The organism is Streptomyces sp. NPDC045287 (assembly GCF_056432325.1).
This window is the reverse complement of the sequence record NZ_JBWKJG010000015.1, coordinates 98,499-114,494: the sequence shown is the minus strand read 5'-3', so window position 1 is coordinate 114,494 and position 15,996 is coordinate 98,499. Positions and strand designations below refer to the sequence as shown.

12 protein-coding genes are annotated in these 15,996 nt (G+C 76.2%); 9 read left to right on the top strand and 3 right to left on the bottom strand.

Going from position 1 to position 15,996, the window contains the following annotated elements; translation table 11 throughout:
* Positions 1 to 61: 61 nt before the first annotated feature.
* Positions 62 to 3,244: a type 2 lanthipeptide synthetase LanM family protein gene (locus AC07D6_RS24055; protein WP_479047535.1), complete on the bottom strand. Its 3,183-nt coding sequence runs from the start codon at positions 3,242 to 3,244 to the stop codon at positions 62 to 64.
* Between the two features lie 402 nt (positions 3,245 to 3,646).
* On the opposite strand from AC07D6_RS24055, the gene AC07D6_RS24050 reads away from it, so the two are divergent.
* The 5 genes from AC07D6_RS24050 to AC07D6_RS24030 all read left to right on the top strand — a co-directional run bounded on the left by AC07D6_RS24050 (position 3,647) and on the right by AC07D6_RS24030 (position 7,687).
* Positions 3,647 to 4,273, top strand: a complete 627-nt coding sequence (locus AC07D6_RS24050) for a helix-turn-helix transcriptional regulator (RefSeq protein WP_479047533.1) — start codon at positions 3,647 to 3,649, stop codon at positions 4,271 to 4,273.
* 92 nt (positions 4,274 to 4,365) lie between these two features.
* On the top strand, positions 4,366 to 4,962 hold the full coding sequence (locus AC07D6_RS24045; RefSeq protein ID WP_479047531.1) for a LuxR C-terminal-related transcriptional regulator: 597 nt from the start codon (positions 4,366 to 4,368) through the stop codon (positions 4,960 to 4,962).
* Positions 4,963 to 5,120: 158 nt separating this feature from the next.
* Entirely contained in the window at positions 5,121 to 5,546 is a 426-nt protein-coding gene (locus tag AC07D6_RS24040) for a hypothetical protein (RefSeq protein WP_479047530.1), read from the top strand.
* A 72-nt stretch (positions 5,547 to 5,618) separates the two neighbouring features.
* On the top strand, positions 5,619 to 6,200 hold the full coding sequence (locus AC07D6_RS24035; RefSeq protein ID WP_479047528.1) for a carbonic anhydrase: 582 nt from the start codon (positions 5,619 to 5,621) through the stop codon (positions 6,198 to 6,200).
* Between the two features lie 14 nt (positions 6,201 to 6,214).
* Positions 6,215 to 7,687, top strand: a complete 1,473-nt coding sequence (locus tag AC07D6_RS24030) for a SulP family inorganic anion transporter (RefSeq protein ID WP_479047526.1) — start codon at positions 6,215 to 6,217, stop codon at positions 7,685 to 7,687.
* Positions 7,688 to 7,776: 89 nt separating this feature from the next.
* On the opposite strand, the gene AC07D6_RS24025 is transcribed toward AC07D6_RS24030, so the two are convergent.
* Together AC07D6_RS24025 and AC07D6_RS24020 are read right to left on the bottom strand one after the other, a co-directional pair.
* Entirely contained in the window at positions 7,777 to 10,716 is a 2,940-nt protein-coding gene (locus AC07D6_RS24025) for a tetratricopeptide repeat protein (RefSeq protein WP_479047524.1), read from the bottom strand.
* Entirely contained in the window at positions 10,713 to 12,587 is a 1,875-nt protein-coding gene (locus tag AC07D6_RS24020; RefSeq protein ID WP_479047521.1) for an HSP90 family protein, read from the bottom strand. Before AC07D6_RS24020 ends, AC07D6_RS24025 begins: the two co-directional genes overlap by 4 nt.
* Before the next feature lie 506 nt (positions 12,588 to 13,093).
* Between AC07D6_RS24020 and AC07D6_RS24015 the strand changes: the two genes are divergently transcribed.
* From AC07D6_RS24015 to AC07D6_RS24000, 4 genes are all read left to right on the top strand, one after another.
* Positions 13,094 to 13,585, top strand: coding sequence for a cupin domain-containing protein (locus AC07D6_RS24015; protein ID WP_315881007.1), 492 nt, complete (start codon positions 13,094 to 13,096; stop codon positions 13,583 to 13,585).
* A gap of 201 nt (positions 13,586 to 13,786) precedes the next feature.
* Positions 13,787 to 14,011: a hypothetical protein gene (locus AC07D6_RS24010; protein WP_479047518.1), complete on the top strand. Its 225-nt coding sequence runs from the start codon at positions 13,787 to 13,789 to the stop codon at positions 14,009 to 14,011.
* A 169-nt stretch (positions 14,012 to 14,180) separates the two neighbouring features.
* A complete protein-coding gene (locus AC07D6_RS24005) occupies positions 14,181 to 15,170 on the top strand; it encodes a TauD/TfdA family dioxygenase (RefSeq protein WP_479047515.1) in 990 nt (329 codons plus the stop codon).
* 54 nt (positions 15,171 to 15,224) lie between these two features.
* A complete protein-coding gene (locus AC07D6_RS24000) occupies positions 15,225 to 15,992 on the top strand; it encodes a TSUP family transporter (RefSeq protein WP_479047513.1) in 768 nt (255 codons plus the stop codon).
* The last annotated feature ends 4 nt before the right edge of the window (positions 15,993 to 15,996 follow it).

Here is a 15,996-nt window from a genome sequence, read left to right as displayed (position 1 = left end):
CGCGAGGCGGGCGGGAGAGGGAGGTGCGGGGTCGTGGTGCGGTGCGCCGGGCGGCCGGTGGTCAGCCGCGCCGGTGGGTGTCGAGGAGCAGGACGGAGGGGACCTCGTCCGGGAAGGCGAGCCTGATCAGCTGGTGGCCGATGCCGGAGAGGCCGGTGAGCAGGCCCGGGGACGGGACGTGGCCGGGGGTGCCGCAGCGGTGGCCGTACTGTTCGAGGCCGCCGAGCACTTCGCCGGCCCGGCGGGTCAGCGCCTCCCGGGCCCCGTCGTGTCCGCGCGCGGCGAGCGCGGCCAGCAGTTCCAGGGCGCCCGGGGTGCCGTGACGGAGGCTCAGGTCGCCGGGTCGGACGGGGCCGCCGACGAGGCGCACCCACCGGTCGGCGTCCGCGGCCGTGGGCGGCCCCTCGCCGGGCGGCAGGGCGTCCAGGGCGGCCAGGGCGGTGCCGGGCAGGCCCGCGTACCAGCCGAGGCTCGCGTCGCCGCGGGCGGAGCCGGGGTCGCCCCGGTCGGCCGCGAGGGCGGAGCGCAGCAGGGCGGCGCCGGCCGCGGCGCACGGCTCCGGGGCGGGCCCCGGCGCTCCGGCGGGGTCGGTGGGGAACGCCGCCGCGTACCGCAGCAGGGCCCAGCCCACACCGGCGTCGCCGTGGGCGAAGCCGGGGTCGCCGGAGGGCTTCCCCGCCGGGCCGAGGAGCCGGTCGGCGAGCCGTTGGGCCAGGCCGGCCGCGCCGGGTGCCGCGCCGGTGCGGTGGGCGGCGAGGGCGGCGGCCAGCGCTCCGGCGAGGCCGTCGGCGAGACCGGCGGGCGGTCCGTCCGGGGGACCGTCCGGGTCGTCGCCGCACGCGGCGTGTTCGAGGGCGTCGAGCGCGGTGGGCAGGTGGGCGAGCAGTCCGTCGTCGAGCAGCGGGGCCAGCCGGGCGACGGCGTAGACGATGCCGCCGAGCCCGTGCAGGGCGCCCGGGCCCGCGGCGGCGCCCAGCGCGGGGTCGCCGGCGAGCGCGGCCAGCAGGCCGGGGAGGGGGCGTACGGCCTGCCGGGCGAGGTCGGTGTAGCGCTGCGCGCCGGCGAGGGCGCCGAGCTGGGCGAGGAAGAGGGCGACACCGCAGTAGCCCTGCGCCAGCCCACCGCCCATCGGCAGTACCGCCCAGTGGCCGGGGGCCACCTCCTCCAGGCCCAGCCAGTTGACGCGTCCGCCGCCGTGCACGGCGCGGGCCGCGATCTCGTCGGCGAGGCCGCAGGCCGCGCTCAGCATGCGGGAGGCGTCGGGCGCGACGGGCGCCGCGGGGTGCACGGACAGTTCGGAACGCGGGCCGGACGCGCCGGAGTTGGCCTGGGCGACGGCGAGCGTCGCGTTGACGATCCACTCCTGGTCGTAGCGGTCGACCTCGCCCATCGCCGCGATCTTGCCGCGCGCGGCGTCGAGGGCGGGCCGCGGGAGCACCCCGTCGAGGCGTGCGCCGCGGGCCGTCCACACGGCCGCCTGCGCGGGGCGGTGGCCGAAGAAGGGCACGTCACCGGCCCACAGGTCGGCGATCTCGTGCTCGACGAGCCGCTGCCGGACGGGGTCGTGGGCGGACTCGGTCCACAGCAGGGAGAACACCGACTCCCGCGCGAGGGCGTCACCGAGGACGCCGGGGTGGGTGGACTCCTCCAGGAGGGCGGCGTAGAGGCGGGTGGAGCGGGCGATGAGCCGGCCCCTGCCGTCCGCCCAGCGGTCGAGGAGGCCGGCGAGGAGTTCCCCGCGGTGGGCGGTGATCGTCCCGTAGGCGTCCCGGAACCCCTCCAGGAGGGCGGCGCGGTGGTCGGCGTGCCGGACCGGCCGGGCGTCCGGGACGGGCCGGTTCTGGGCGGCGGCGCTGCGGACCGGGCCGCGCACCATGCGCATCCCGTCCGTGCCGGAACCCTCCCAGCGCATGCCGTCGCTGGGATACGCCTCCCCGTCGGCGCCGCCGAGCCCGGAGATGTCGAGGGCGCCGTTGTCGCCGATGAGCAGGCTGGGCAGCAGGCAGGTGCGGTGGACGGAGGTCCGCAGGGCCTCCGCGGCCGGGTCCGGGCCGGCGGTCGCCGCCTGTGGCAGGTCGGCGTGGAGCAGGGTCTCGGCGTCGACGAGGAGGGGCTGGTCGCCGCAGGCGATGACGTTCTCGTAGTGCATGTCCACGCCGTCGAGCGCGTACAGCAGGGCGAGCAGCGCGCCCTGGCGGCGGTAGAACCGGTCGAGTTCGAGGGGGCCGCGGCACCAGCGGTGCTCGATGAACTCCATCCAGCCGTGGTCGGCCCGGCGGACGGAGCGGGGGGTGCGCAGTCCCAGGCCGGGCGTCTTCCCGTTGAGCCAGGCCACGGCCCGGTCCAGCAGCGCGTGCTGGTCGAGGGGGCGGGGCTTGTAGACGACGGTGCGCCCGCGGGCGAAGTGGAGGAGGGCGACGGACCGGCCGCCCTGGTGGGCGTCGCCGCGGCCGAGGTCGACGCGGACGAGCGGGCCCGGGTCGGTGCCGCCGCACAGCTCCGCCACGACGGCGGGGCGGTCCTCGGCGTAGCGCTCCAGCAACTCGGCCGTGGCCGCCGCCGTGTTGAGGCAGGTCTCGCCCAGCATGCGGGCGAGGACCGGGTAGCGGGCGAGCAGCGCGGCCAGCGCGCCGGGGGTGCGCAGGCCGTCGAGGAAGGCGGCGAACCTGTCCCGCGGGGTGGCGCCGGTCAGCCGGCCGCCGGCACGGGCGTGGTGCAGCTCCGTGACGAGGGTGCGGGCCGCCTGGCGGGCCAGCCGGTCGCCCAGCAGCGCGGTGAACGCCGTGCGGGCCGCGGCGGTGTCGCCGGGGGAGGTGCGGAGCCGTGCGGCGGCGACGGCCCAGGCCGCCGTGACGAGCGGCCGGAGCACCGGCAGGAACACGGCGGGCCCCTCGGCGGGCGCCGCGTCGTCCCGTGTCGGGTGCGGCGCACGGGCTCCGGCGGCCAGGGCGCCCTCGACGAAGCGGGCCCACTCCGGCTTGGCGGCGCGCGCCGCGAGGCGGCCGGCCGGTTCCGCGGCGAGTCCGAGGGCCACGTCCTCGCCGACGCCGAGGGCGGCCAGGCGGCCGGTGAAACCCGCGGCGTCCCCGACGGACCACGGCACCGGGGTGTCCGCGCCGGGCGCGGCGACCGGTGCGGGGGCGTCCGGCGCGGTCAGCCGTTCCCGCAGGGTGAGGCCGGGGGCCCACCAGGCGGAAGGCAGCGGGCCGAGCCGGGTTTCTCGGGCGAGGGCGGTGTCAGTCACGGCAACGAAACTCCCAGAGCCCGGCGGCGGGCGCATGGGGGCCTCTCCCCCATATTCCGCGGAGGCGCCCCCAGGCCGCGTACGGGGGTGGGGGACGACGCCCGGTGGCCCGTCCGCGCACGGGCTTCCCGGCGCCCGCCGCGGCACCCCGTCCGCCCCGCCGACCCGCCCGCCGTCCCGCCCCGCGGCGGCCCCGGGGCGGCTTTGCGGCGGGGCCCGGCACCGTCTTCGCGCCGCCGCGGCGTCCTCCCCGCCCGCCCCTGCCGTACCCGCTTCCCCGTCCCGGTCCTCCGGGGTGGGGAGGCGGGCGGAAATGTGGGGGCGGGAGCCCGATGTCCGGCGCGGGGCCCGGCCGGACGCTGGGACCAGTGCCGCAACCACGTCGCATGTTTGGAGGACTCGGTGGGAGAACCCGTGCTCGTCAGCGTCGTCGCCCTGGACCCGGTGCTGGAGGCCGGCATCCGGAGCACTCTGTCGGCGTGTCCGGAGATCGCCCTCACCACCGCGGCGGACGAGCCGCGGGTCGTCGTGATGACCGTCGATCAGGTGTCCCCCTCCGAGCTGGACGCCCTGCGGTCGGTACGTGAGGCCCCGTCCCAGCCGGAGGTGGTCCTCGTCGCCAGTCGGCTGGCCCCCGGGGACGCCCTGCACGCCCTGGCGGCCGGGGCGCGGGGCCTGCTGCGCCGCTGCGAGGCGGACGCCGCTCGGCTCACCCGGGCCGCGCTGGCGGCCGCGCGCGGCGACTGCACCCTGCCGCCCGACCTGCTGGACCGCCTGCTCAAGCACGCGGAGGCCGGTGGCGCGGGCGCCGGCGGGTCCTCCCCCGCGTGGGCGGGGGCGAGCCTGGACGACCGGGAGCGGTCGGTGCTGCGCCTGGTCGCGGACGGCCACGAGACGAACGAGATCGCCCGGCGCCTGTGCTACTCGCCCCGTACGGTGACGGCCGTCGTGCACGACATCACGCGGCGGTTCCGGCTGCGCAACCGTGCGCACGCCGTCGCCTACGCGCTGCGGACGGGGCTGCTGTGACGGCGGCGCTCGCCCAGGCCACACCGCCGGCCCCGGCGGCGGCGACAGCGACGGTGGCGACAGCAATGACAGCAATGACAGCAGTGACAGCAGTGACAGCAGTGACAGCGGCGACGACGGTGGCGGGCGTGCGGGTGAGCGTGGTGCCGGCCACGGGCCGTTCGGCGGCGACCGGGCGGGTCGGGGCGATGCTGCGCCAGGCGGGCATCGAACCGTCCGCCGGGCCCGGCACGGTCACCGTGGCGGTCGCCGCGACCGTCGAGGAGGCCGTGGCCCTGTGCCCCGGCCCCGGCCACCGGCTCCTGGCGGTCTGTGACACGGTGTCGGCGTCCGGCCTGCGGGACGCGTTGCAATCCGGCGTCCGGGCGGTGCTCCGCTCGTCGGACCTGACGCCCGCGCAGTTGGCGGCCGCCGTGTACGGCGCCTGGCACGGCGACAGCCGCGTACCGTACGCCGCGCTGGTCCAGTTGCTCGGCGGGGCGACCGCCGCGGACCCGCCGCGCCTGACCCCGCGGCAGCACTCGGTGCTGTCCCTGATGGCGGAGGGCCACGGCAACGCGGTGATAGCCCAGACCCTGTCGTGCTCGCCGCACACGGTGAAGAACACCGTGTACGAGCTGATGGGCCGCCTCCAGGCCCGTACCCGCGCCCAGGCCGTGGCCTGCGCCGTCCGCTGGAGCCTGATCTAGTTTTCCGCCAACCCGCGGCGCTTTCCCGTCGGAAATTCCCTCCGTTCACCGTGTCTTCACGGCTCCACCCCCTCAGCCGACATTACTCTCCATTGACCATGGCTTTAGATGGCCTTGGTGAAGCCGGAGTCCGTGACCGAGGAAGGGAGGGAGGGCGCATGCGGTCGTCGAAGCCGGTCAGGACGGCCCCGCCCGCCGTCCTGGCCCTCCTCGTCCTGCCCCTGGCGGCCCTCGCCCTCGCCGTCGTGCACCTGCTGGCCCTCGCCGCCCCGGCGCAGGCCCGTGCCGCGGGCCCGTACGCCGGGGCCGAGACGCACCGCGCCCACGCCCCGGCAGCCGGGCAGCAGGCGCTCACCGGGTCGAGGGAGTGCGAGCAGTCCGGAGCCTCCGTCAACGGCGCGACGCGCGGACGCGACCGGCACCGCGCCGGCGCCCACGCGCTCCTCCTCCCGGTGGCCGCCCACCCGTCCTCCGCGGCGGCCTCGCCGGAACGCCACCGGTGGGCCGGCCCCGGCCCCCTGCCGCACCGGGAGAGACCCCGCACCGCGCCCACCCAGGCCGACCTCCAGGTCTTCCGCTGCTGAGCGGCGCCGTCCACCCGGTCCTGTCTCCGTCGGTCCGACGCGCCATCGCGGCGCGCCAGGAGGAATCACCTGATGCAGCCCCTCATCGACAACGCCCGTACGTTCGGACGGCGCCCTGAGGAGTTCGCCAAGCTCGCCGAAGGCCAGTCGCCCGAGGTCCTCTTCGTCACCTGCTCCGACTCGCGGGTCGTCCCCGCCCTGATCACGGGCGCCCGCCCCGGCCAGCTCTTCGAGCTGCGCACCGCGGGCAACATCGTTCCCCCGTACGCCACCGGCCGGCCCACCGGCGAGGCGGCCACGATCGAGTACGCCGTCGAGGTCCTCGGCGTGCGCGACGTGGTGGTCTGCGGCCACTCCCACTGCGGTGCCGTCGGCGCGCTGGTCCGGGGCGACGACCTCGGCTCCGTACCGGCGGTGCGCGAGTGGCTGGCGCACGCCGCGCCCGAGCCGGCGCCGGGACCGGCCGACGACCCGGCCGTCGCCGAGGCCGTACAGCACCACGTGCTGGCCCAACTGCTGCGGCTGCGCTCGTACCCGTGCGTCGCGCGGCGCCTGGAGGACGGTCGGCTCAGACTGCGCGGCTGGTACTACGAGGTGCACACGGGGGCCGTGCGGGAGCACCGCGCGGACACCGACGCCTTCGAGTCCCTGTGAAGCGGGAGATCACCGTGCTGTCCCGTTTCCCCCACCTGCGGCAGGACTTCGCCGCCTCCCTCGTCGTGTTCCTCGTCGCCGTCCCGCTGTGCCTGGGCGTCGCCGTCGCCTCCGGTGTGCCCGCCGAGCTCGGCCTGGTCACCGGCATCGTGGGCGGCCTCGTCACCGGCCTGATGCGCGGCAGCAGCATCCAGGTGTCCGGCCCGGCCGCGGGCATGACCGTGCTCGTCTTCGAGGCCGTCCACGAGTTCGGCCTGCCCGCCCTCGGCGTGATCGTGCTGCTGGCGGGCGCCCTCCAGATCGCTCTGGGCGTGCTGGGGTGGGGCCGCTGGTTCCGGGCCATCTCGGTGTCCGTCGTGGAGGGCATGCTCGCCGGCATCGGACTCGTCATCATCGCCGGCCAGTTGTACGCGGCCGCCGGGGTGGAGGCGCCCGCCTCCGGACTGGACAAGATCACCGGCCTGCCCGGCGCGGTCGTGGAGGTCGCCGGCAGCGGTTCGGCGCTGGTCTCGCTCGCCGTCGGCGCGGGCACCATCGCCGTGATCGTGCTGTGGCAGCGCCTGCCGAAGCGGGTCCGTACGGTGCCGGGCGCGCTCGCCGCGGTCGTCCTGGCCACCGCCGCCACGCAGCTGTTCGCGCTGCCGGTGGCGACCGTGGAGGTGGCCGGGTTGCTGGACGCCGTCCAGCCGCCCGGCCTCGACGCCTTCGGGAAGCTGGGCGACGTCGCCCTGCTCGGCACCGTCCTGGCGTTCGCGCTGATCGCGTCGGCGGAGTCGCTGTTCAGCGCGGCGGCCGTGGACCGGCTGCACGACGGGCCGCGCACCCAGTACGACAAGGAGCTGATCGCCCAGGGCACGGGCAACGCGGTCTGCGGCGTGCTCGGCGCGCTGCCGATGACCGCGGTGATCGTCCGCAGCTCGGCCAATGTGCAGGCGGGCGCGCGGACGAAGGCGTCCCGGGTGCTGCACGGCGTCTGGCTGCTGCTGTTCGCGGCGCTGCTGCCGGCCGCCCTGGGGCTCATCCCCCTGGCGGCACTCGCGGGCATCCTCGTCCACGCGGGCTGGAAGCTGATCCCGCTGCGCGCCGTCGTCTCGCTGTGGCGCGCGCACCGCGGGGAGGCGCTGATCCTGGTGGTGACGGCGGTGGCGATCGTCGCGGTGAACATGTTCGAGGGCGTGCTCATCGGCCTCGCCCTGTCCGTCGCGAAGGCCGCGTGGGACGCGTCGCACATCAGGGTGGCGGTCGTCGACGAGGGCGTCGGCCCCGTCCGGGCCCGTCTGTCCGGCAACGCGACCTTCCTGCGCCTGCCGAAGATCCTGGACACCCTGGAGTCCCTCCCCCACGACCGTCCGGTCGAACTGGACCTCTCGGGTCTCCACCACCTCGACCACGCCTGCCGCACGGCCCTGGAGAACTGGTCGGAACGCCACAGCGCGATGCTCGCCGAGCCGGTCAGACCGCCGGAGCCGGAACCCTCCCCCCTGTGACCGCGGCGGGGCCCGGCCGTCCCCGGGCCCTGCCGCTCCCCCGGCGTCGGGTGTGGGCGCCCGGCCCCACCGGGCCGGGCGCCCCGCCTTCAGTCCTCCCGTACGAACGCGTCGAGGGCGCGGCGCAGTCGTGTCAGCACCTGGCGGGCCTCCTCCGTGTCAACGGTGTCGAGCTCCGCCACGAGGGCGCGCAGACGCGTCGTGGCCTCGGGCGCGCGGCCCAGGTCCCGGTCGAGCCACGCCGCGTGGACGGCGCAGCGGACGCGTTCCCCGACCGCGTCCGGGCCGAGGGCGGCGAATGCCTCCTCCGCCCTGCGCAGCAGGTCCACCGCCTCGCGGCGCACCGCACCGGCCGACTCCCCGCCGTCCCCGCCTGCGTCGTCTGCGTCGTCTTCGGCGTCTTCGTCGAGTCCGTCCAGCAGCAGTCGCGCCGTCTGCGCCCAGGTGTGGGCGCGCTCCGCGAGCAGCACCGGCTCCTCGCCCTCCACGGCCGCCAGCGCCCGGGCCATCAGCTCCCTCGCCGCCTCCCGGTCGCCGCGCCCCGCTTCCAGCCAGGCCGCGGAACGCAGCGCCCGGGCCAGCGGGGCCGGGTCGCCCACGGCCGCCCACAGTTCGACGGCCCGGTGGTACGCGGCGACCGCCTCGTCGCGCAGACCGCCCGTCTGCGCCAGGCACTCGGCGGCGAGCGTCGCCAGTTGGGCGTGCGCCCCCTGGTGGTCCCAGCCCCGGGCGACCTCGGCCGCGAGGAGGTACTGCTCCGCCGCCGCCCGGTGGTCACCGAGCGCCCGCAGGTTCCGCGCCAGGACGTCGCGGGCCCGTACGGCCTGCTCGTCGCCGTGCTCCAGCAGGTCGGGCAGGGCCGACTCCAGCACCTCGGCGGCCTCGGCGGACCGCCCCGCCTCGCCGAGGGACTCCGCGAGCACCAGCCGCGCGTACGCCCCGGCGCCGGCGGAGTCGCCCGCCGCGTCGTACCAGTGCGCCGCCTCCAGGGCGTATCCGGCGGCCTCCGCCTCCTTGCCGTCCTGCGCGTACAGCGCCTCGGCCAGGGTGAGGCGGACCCCCGCCAGTTCGTGCGGGGCGGTGAGCTCGGCGCCGTACGCGTACGCCTCCCGCGCGGACTCCTCCGCCTCCGCGGCCCGGCCGACTCTCAGCAGGAGTCGGGCCCGGGTGGTGAGGGGGGCGACGGCCTCCCAGGGGTGGCCGGCCGCGAGGGTGCGCCGCGCGGCCCGGGTCAGCAGTTCGTCGGCGGTCGCCGGGTCGCCCGCCCGCCACGCCAGGTCGGCGCGGGTCTCGTCCGCCTCGGCGAGCAGGTCCTCCACGCCGTCGCCCGGCGCGTCGAGGTACGGCGCGAACCGCTCCTCGAACGCGGCGAGGCCGGCGTCGAGACGGGCGGCGCCGTGGTCGTCCGCGTCGTGGTCCAGCATCGCCTCCAGCTTCGCGCGCAGGAGCGCGGCCGCGGCGACGCGGCGGATCCGCACCGGGTCGGCCGGGTCGAGCGCCTCCGCGGAGGCGGCGGCGGTCGCGAGGAGGGCGCGCGCCTCCTCGGGTTCCGCGCCGGCCCGTATCGCCGCGGTGACGGCGCGGAGTTCGGCCAGCACGGCCCGGCCCGGTGCGCCCGCGGCCCGGTAGGCGGCGGCGACCCGCTCGAACAGCTCACGGGCCGACGCGTCGTCGGCGCGTCCGGCGGCGAGGGCCCGCTGGTCCAGGAGGTCCGCGGCGAGCAGCGGGTCGGGCGTGGCGCCCGACCGTGCGACGAGGGCGGCCACCCGCTCCCAGACGGCGTCGGCGCGCGGATGCCCGTCGGTACGCAGCCGCCGCGCCTCGGCGACCAGATCGGGCAGCGCGGCCCCGTCCTCCCGTACGGGGCCGGGCGCCGTGGCCGGGACTGGCGCCGCGACCGCGGGCACCGGGCGCGCCGCCCGCACGCCGAGCGGCAGGGCTGCCAGCAGGGGCCCCTGCTCCAGCCGGGCCTTCAGCCGGCCGGAGACCACGGTGCTGCCGTTGCGCGCGTCGAAGCGGGCGGCGATCGCCGCGGCCTCCGCGTCGAGGAGGTCGTGCAGGTCCCGCACGGTGCACTGCCGCCCGGCGTACGGGACGGCCGGCTGGTCGCCTGTGTCGAGGGCGAGCAGCCGGCGGAGCAGGACGAGCGTGCCCGTCAGCAGGTGAAGCCGGGCCCACGGGTTGCCGTCCGAGGCGAGGTGGGAGGCGTGCTCGGCGAGCAGTTCGAGGCCGCGGGCCTCGTTGCCGGTGAGGGCGCAGAACTCGATGTGCAGGCCGGTCGACGGCAGGAGGCTCTCGTTGCCGCGGACCATGCGGTAGCCGCGCAGGTGGTTCGCGCGCGCCTGGTCGACGCGGCCCGTGCGCACCAGCGGCAGCAGGGACTTGGCGAGGACGCGGTGCGGTTCCTCCATGCAGCTCTTCGTGCCGTCGAGGACGGGCGCCCAGGTGCGCAGCGCCTTGTCGTCGTCGCCCCGGCTCAGCCAGTAGGAGCCCTGGTCGTTGAGTTCGCAGGCGTGGCAGTTGGCCATCGGGTCGCGGTCGGCCGCCGTCCACGCGGCGAACGCGCGCGCCGCCCTGCCCGTGTCGCCCGTGTCGTCGGCGAGTTCGAACTCGGCCTGGCGGACGGCCCGCTCGGTGTACCCGGCGGTGCGGTAGCGGCGCTCCATCTCAGCGAGCCACTGCTCCATGGTGGCCAGCGGGACCTCCGGGAGCGTCAGCATGCCGGAGCTGACCCACTTGAACATCCAGTGGAACGTGTGGGTGTCACCGCTGTCGAAGGCGGACGGGTCGCGGTCCCACTCCTGGAGGAGGCGGGCAAACGGGACGAGCATCCTGCCGCGTTCGGTGCTGTACTCGTACGCCCGGATGACGCCGAACAGGGCGTGGCGCAGCAGGTCGCGGTCGCCGGTGGCCTCGGCGGCGGCGACCAGTTCCTCGGCGCGGGCGTTGCGGAGGAGGCCGTTCGGGGCGCGGTCGTTCTCCCACAGGGCTCGGCGTACGGCCTCGGGCGAGTGCTCGGCGGCGGTCACTGGTCGTCCTCCTGGGGGTCGCGGGCGGTGGTGGTCGGGTGCGTCGCCCATTCCAGGAGCCCGAGGAAGGCCCGGTTGAGCAGGGACGTGTCGGCGGGGCGCAGGGGGCGCTGCGCCATGAGCAGGGCCTGCCCGTACAGGGACTCGACGGCCGTGCCGGCCAGTTCGGCGTCGGTGATCGCCGCGATGCGGCGGACCAGGGGGTTGTTGTGGTTGAGGACGAGGCGGGCGCGCGGGGCGGCGCCGCGCAGGGCGCCGAGGATGTCGCTCCACAGCGGGTCGGCGCCCTCTTCGGCGGCGGCGCGGTCGCGTTCGTGCCGGGCCTCACGGTCGTCGAGGTAGAGCGCCGGGACGGTGACCGGCTGGTAGGCGCGCAGGGCGACGTCGCAGCCGAGGGCGTCGAGCCGGGCCCGGGCGGTGGCGAGGAACCCGGAGAGGGCCAGCTCCCGCCGGGGGTCGACGGGGTCGAGGTGGGCCGTGACGGCTCCGGCGTCGAGCTCGCCGACGGTGACGCCCTCCCTGACCTGCGGGAGCAGGGCGATGAGGTCCGTGTCGTACGTGTAGCCGCCGTTGACGACGCCGAGGCCGTGCGCCGCGGCGATGGGCGAGACCTGGCGGAACTCCTCCACGGTGCGGGTGAAGTGCACGTGGGGGTGGGCACGGACGAACTCGTCCAGGGTGACCTGGCCGTCACTGGTCTCGAACGGCAGCCACGGCAGCATCAACCGGAACAGCTCGGCGTCGTGCCGCGCCATCGACTTCACGCCGAGGTGGTGGACGGAGAGGAAGGCCGCCAGCCGGTCGGGGTCACCGGCGGCGAGCTCGGCCAGCCACTCGCGGATGCGGCCGCCCAGCGCGTCGCGCACGGCGGCGAGGGTCTCGTCGTCGTACAGGTTCTCGCGGGACGCGGTGGGACGCAGCGTGTCGGTGTCGAGGACGACGCGGACGAAGAACGCCCAGTCGGGCAGCAGGTTGTCCGCCCGGTCGGTGAGGAGCATGCCCTTGAGGTAGACCCGGTGGGCGGCACGGCCGGCGGGGCTGGTGGCGGACGGCAGGACGTACGCCACGCCCCGTACGCCGGCGACGGGCAGGTCCAGGTCGACGGAGTCGAGCGGGGTGAACCCGAAGACGCGCGCGCAGTGCCCGGCGAGGGCGACGCGGCGGGCGGTGGGCGTCGGGTACGGCCGGTCCCACACGGCGGGCCGCTCGGTCAGCGGCCGGTCGGTGGCGTCCGGGCCGGTGAAGGTGACCTCGTACGGCAGCAGCGACCCGAAGTCCCCGACCAGTTCGGCGACGCGCTGGGGGTCGGTCCACTCCTCGGCGCCGGGCCGGGGCTCCAGGCGGACGGTGGTGCCGGGTTCGGGGCGCGCCTCGTCGGGGAGGGTCCGCACGGTGTACGAGCCGTCGTCGCCGGCCAGCCACTCCACAGGCGGCTCGTCGGGCTTGCGGGCCGACCGGGACACGACGCGGATCTGCCGGGCGACGACGAAGCAGGCGAGCAGCCCGATGCCGAACTGGCCGAGGAACTCCTGTCGGGCGCTGTCGAGCGCGTCGCGCTTGGAGCTGCGGCCGATGGTGGCGAGGAGCGTGTGCACCTCCTCGGCGGTGAGCCCGACGCCGGTGTCCTCCATGACGACGGCGTCGCCGGTGGCCGTGAGCCGGATGCGGGTGGGCGCCGACGGGTCGTGGGCGAGCCGCGCGGTGACGGCGTCCACGGCGTTCTGCAGCAGCTCGCGGACGTAGACGCGGGGGCTGGAGTACAGGTGGTGCGACAGCAGGTCCACAAGACCCCGGAGGTCCACCTGGAAGGTGTTGACGGAGGGCGCGGACGGCTCGGGCGAGCCGGGCGTTTCGGGTGAGGCAAGGTTCATGGGCAGCTGGGAGCAGCCGCGCGGCCCCGGACGGCGGCCGCGGGTGCGGGTCGGGCGATCGCGGGGTCCCCCCCTCACGATGCGCAATGGGCCCGGCCCGGTCTCGGTGGCGCGCGGGGCGCGGCACCGGGAAGGACTCGGAATTGACGACCATGGTAGGGACCGCCACTGACATTGCCCAGGAGGTTTCCCCTCCCACCTGCGGGAAGTCCCGCCCCCGCCCGCCGAGCAGCTGCGGGAGGTCCACGTCCCGGCACCGCGTCCCGGCACCACGTCCCGCGCCGCACGGGGAAGGACCTCGTACGTGAACGGGCCGGCCGCCGGGCACCCGGACCGGTCGCCCGGCACCCCGGCCGGCCGTCGCCAGCGCGGTGCCGCGCCCCGCCCGGGCCCCGGCTCCCGGCGCCGGTCGCGGGCCGCCGCACCGCGCGTCCCGAAAACCACGGTGACGGGAGCGGCCCCGATGGGTGAGAGTGCGGTGAGCCCCGTCTCGTGAAGGAGTTGCCGTGTCCTATCCGCAGCCGCGCTACCTCGGTGACGGCGGAGAGATCAACGCGGTGTTCAGGTCCGCCGACACCGCGCCCGACGTCGTCTCCCCCTCGGGCACCACCACCCACTACCTCGCCGGCCATGCCCTGACGGGCGGCGAGTTCGGCCTGTACAAGGTCGACATGGGCCCGAAGGCGCCGGGCGCCCGGACCCACTTCCACCGCACGATCTCCGAGTCGTTCTACGTCCTGTCGGGCGAGGTCCGGCTGTACGACGGGGACCGCTGGGTCACCGGGCGCCAGGGCGACTTCCTGTACGTGCCGGTCGGCGGACTGCACGCCTTCAAGAACGACTCCGACGACCCGGCGTCGATGCTGATGCTGTTCTCCCCCGGCGCGCCGCGCGAGGAGTACTTCGAACGGATCGCGGAGTTCGCCCAGCGCGGTCGCGAGGAGCTGCGCGACTTCCAGCTCCGCCACGACAGCTACTTCCCCGACATGCTCGACTAGGCCGGTCGCGCCCGCCGGGCGCCGCCGGGCCCGCCGCCGGTTCCGGCGGGACGGGGGCGGGCCCCGGGGCGGTGGCGACGACCGCGGCGGCCGGCCCGCCCGGCGCCCCGGCGGCGGCCGTGCCACCCGAGCCGTACGCCGCCCGGGCGGCACGAGGGCGAGCCGCACGCCCGGCGCGGCCCGGGATCCTATGCTCGACGGATGGACACCCTGAAGTGCACCCAGTGCGGGGCCGTCGACCTGGAACCCGGATTCATCGAGGACGACGGCGAGCACTCCCACGGCTACGCCCGCTGGATCGCCGGTCCCCTGGAGCGCGGCATGCTGGGCGGCGCCAAACGCATGGGCCGCCCCCGCTGGCAGATCGACGCCGCCCGCTGCCCCCAGTGCGGCCACCTGGAGCTGTTCGCGCGCGAGCGCGCCTGACGGCCCGGCCGGTCGCCCCGCCCGACGGCCCCGGCCCCCTCGCGCGACGCCGGGTGTCGGCCGCGGACATCGTTCCGACACGGGGTGAACACCGAAGCGGCACCGGTCGCCCCTAGCGTCTTCCCCGCCTACTCGACCAGGCACGTGACCGTGGGGAAGGAAGCGAACGATGAGCGTGAAGACTCAGGCGTCCGGCGAGTACCGCCTGCGGGGGGCCGAGGCGACCCGGATCTGGGAGCTGGCCACGAAGGCGGCCGGGCTTGAGGGCGCCGCGACGGTGGACCTCGCGAACCTGCTGCTCGACATGCCTGCGGAACTGCGCAGGACACTGATCGATTTCTCGGGCGGCGCGTCCCCGCAGGGCGTGGTGCTCGTCCGCGGCCTGCCCGTGGGCGACGTGCCCGCCACCCCCCGGGAGCACGGGGGCCAGCGGCTGGGGCCGCACGGCACGACCGGGCTGCTGACGCTGGTCGCCGACCTGCTGGGAACCCTCATCGGTTACGAGGACGAGAAGTCCGGTGCGCTGATCCACGAGGTGCACCCCGTCCCCGGCGAGGAGCAACGCATCGAGAACAGCGGCGCGGTGGCCTTCGACTTCCACACGGAGAACGTGCACCACCCGCTGCGTCCGGATTTCCTGGGGCTGCTGTGCCTGCGGCAGGACCACAAGGGGGTCGCGGCGACCCGGGTGGCGTCCATACGCCACGCGTACCCGCTGCTGACCTCCCGGCAGCGGGAGCTCCTGCGCATGCCCGTCTTCAGCAGCGCCTACCCGACGTCGTTCTCCCGCAACATCGCCGGCCCGCGGCCGGCCTCCGGCCCTCACCCGGTGCTCTTCGGCGAGGAGCCCGACCTCTTCATGCGGTTCAACTCGCACACCACCACCGCCGTCGACCCCGAGGCCCGCGCCGCCCTGAAGGCCCTGTCCGAGGCGCTCGAAGAGGTCTGCCAGGAGTTCGTGCTCGCCCCCGGCGACCTCGTGGTGGTCGACAACCACATCGCGGCGCACGGCCGCTCGGCGTTCACCCCCCGCTTCGACGGCCGGGACCGCTGGCTGCGCCGCTGCTACTCGCTGCGGGCGATCCCCCGCTGGACGGAACGGATGATGCCCCGGCCCCGCGTGCTGCCCGAACTGGCGCAGATCTCCGGGGTGTTCTGACAGCGGTGGCGGAATCGGGCGGCGACGGACAGTGAACGAGCAGGGGGTTGGGCCTTGGATGCTGTAGGAGTGGGCGGGCTGCTGACCGCGGCGGCGGCCGCGGGCTGGGTGGACGCCGTGGTGGGCGGGGGCGGGCTCGTCCTCATCCCGGCGCTGATGGTCGCCTTCCCCCATCTGCCCCCCGCCGTGGCGCTGGGCACGAACAAGCTCACCGCCATCACCGGCACCACCGTCGCGGCCGTCACGTACGCGCGCCGCACCAAGCTGGACCGCTCCGTCGCCCTGCCGGCGGCCGGCCTGGCCGTGCCGGCCGCCGGCTTCGGGGCGCTGTCCGCCTCCTCCCTGCCCGCCGACTGGTTCAGACCGGTCATCATGGCGCTGCTCATCGCGGTGGCGGCCTTCGTCGCGGCGAAGCCGAGCTTCGGCGCCCTCCAGGACGCGGACGCGGTCAGCCGGCGCCGGAAACTGTTCGTCGTCGCCCTCGCCGGCTGCGGGATCGGCTTCTACGACGGCATCTTCGGCCCCGGCACCGGCACGTTCCTCATCATGGTGTTCACCAGCCTGCTGTCCCTGGAGTTCCTCCAGAGCTCGGCGCTGGCGAAGGTCGTCAACGTCGGCACGAACCTCGGGGCGCTCGCCGTGTTCGCCGCCCAGGGCCAGGTGCTCTGGCTCCTCGGAGCGGCCATGGCCGTCTGCAACGTCGCGGGCGCGCGCGTCGGGGCGAAGACCGCGCTGCGCCGCGGTTCCGGTTTCGTCCGCACCGTGCTGCTCGTGGTCGTGGCCTGCATGGTCGTCAAACTGGGCTTCGACCAGTTCGGGTGAGGCG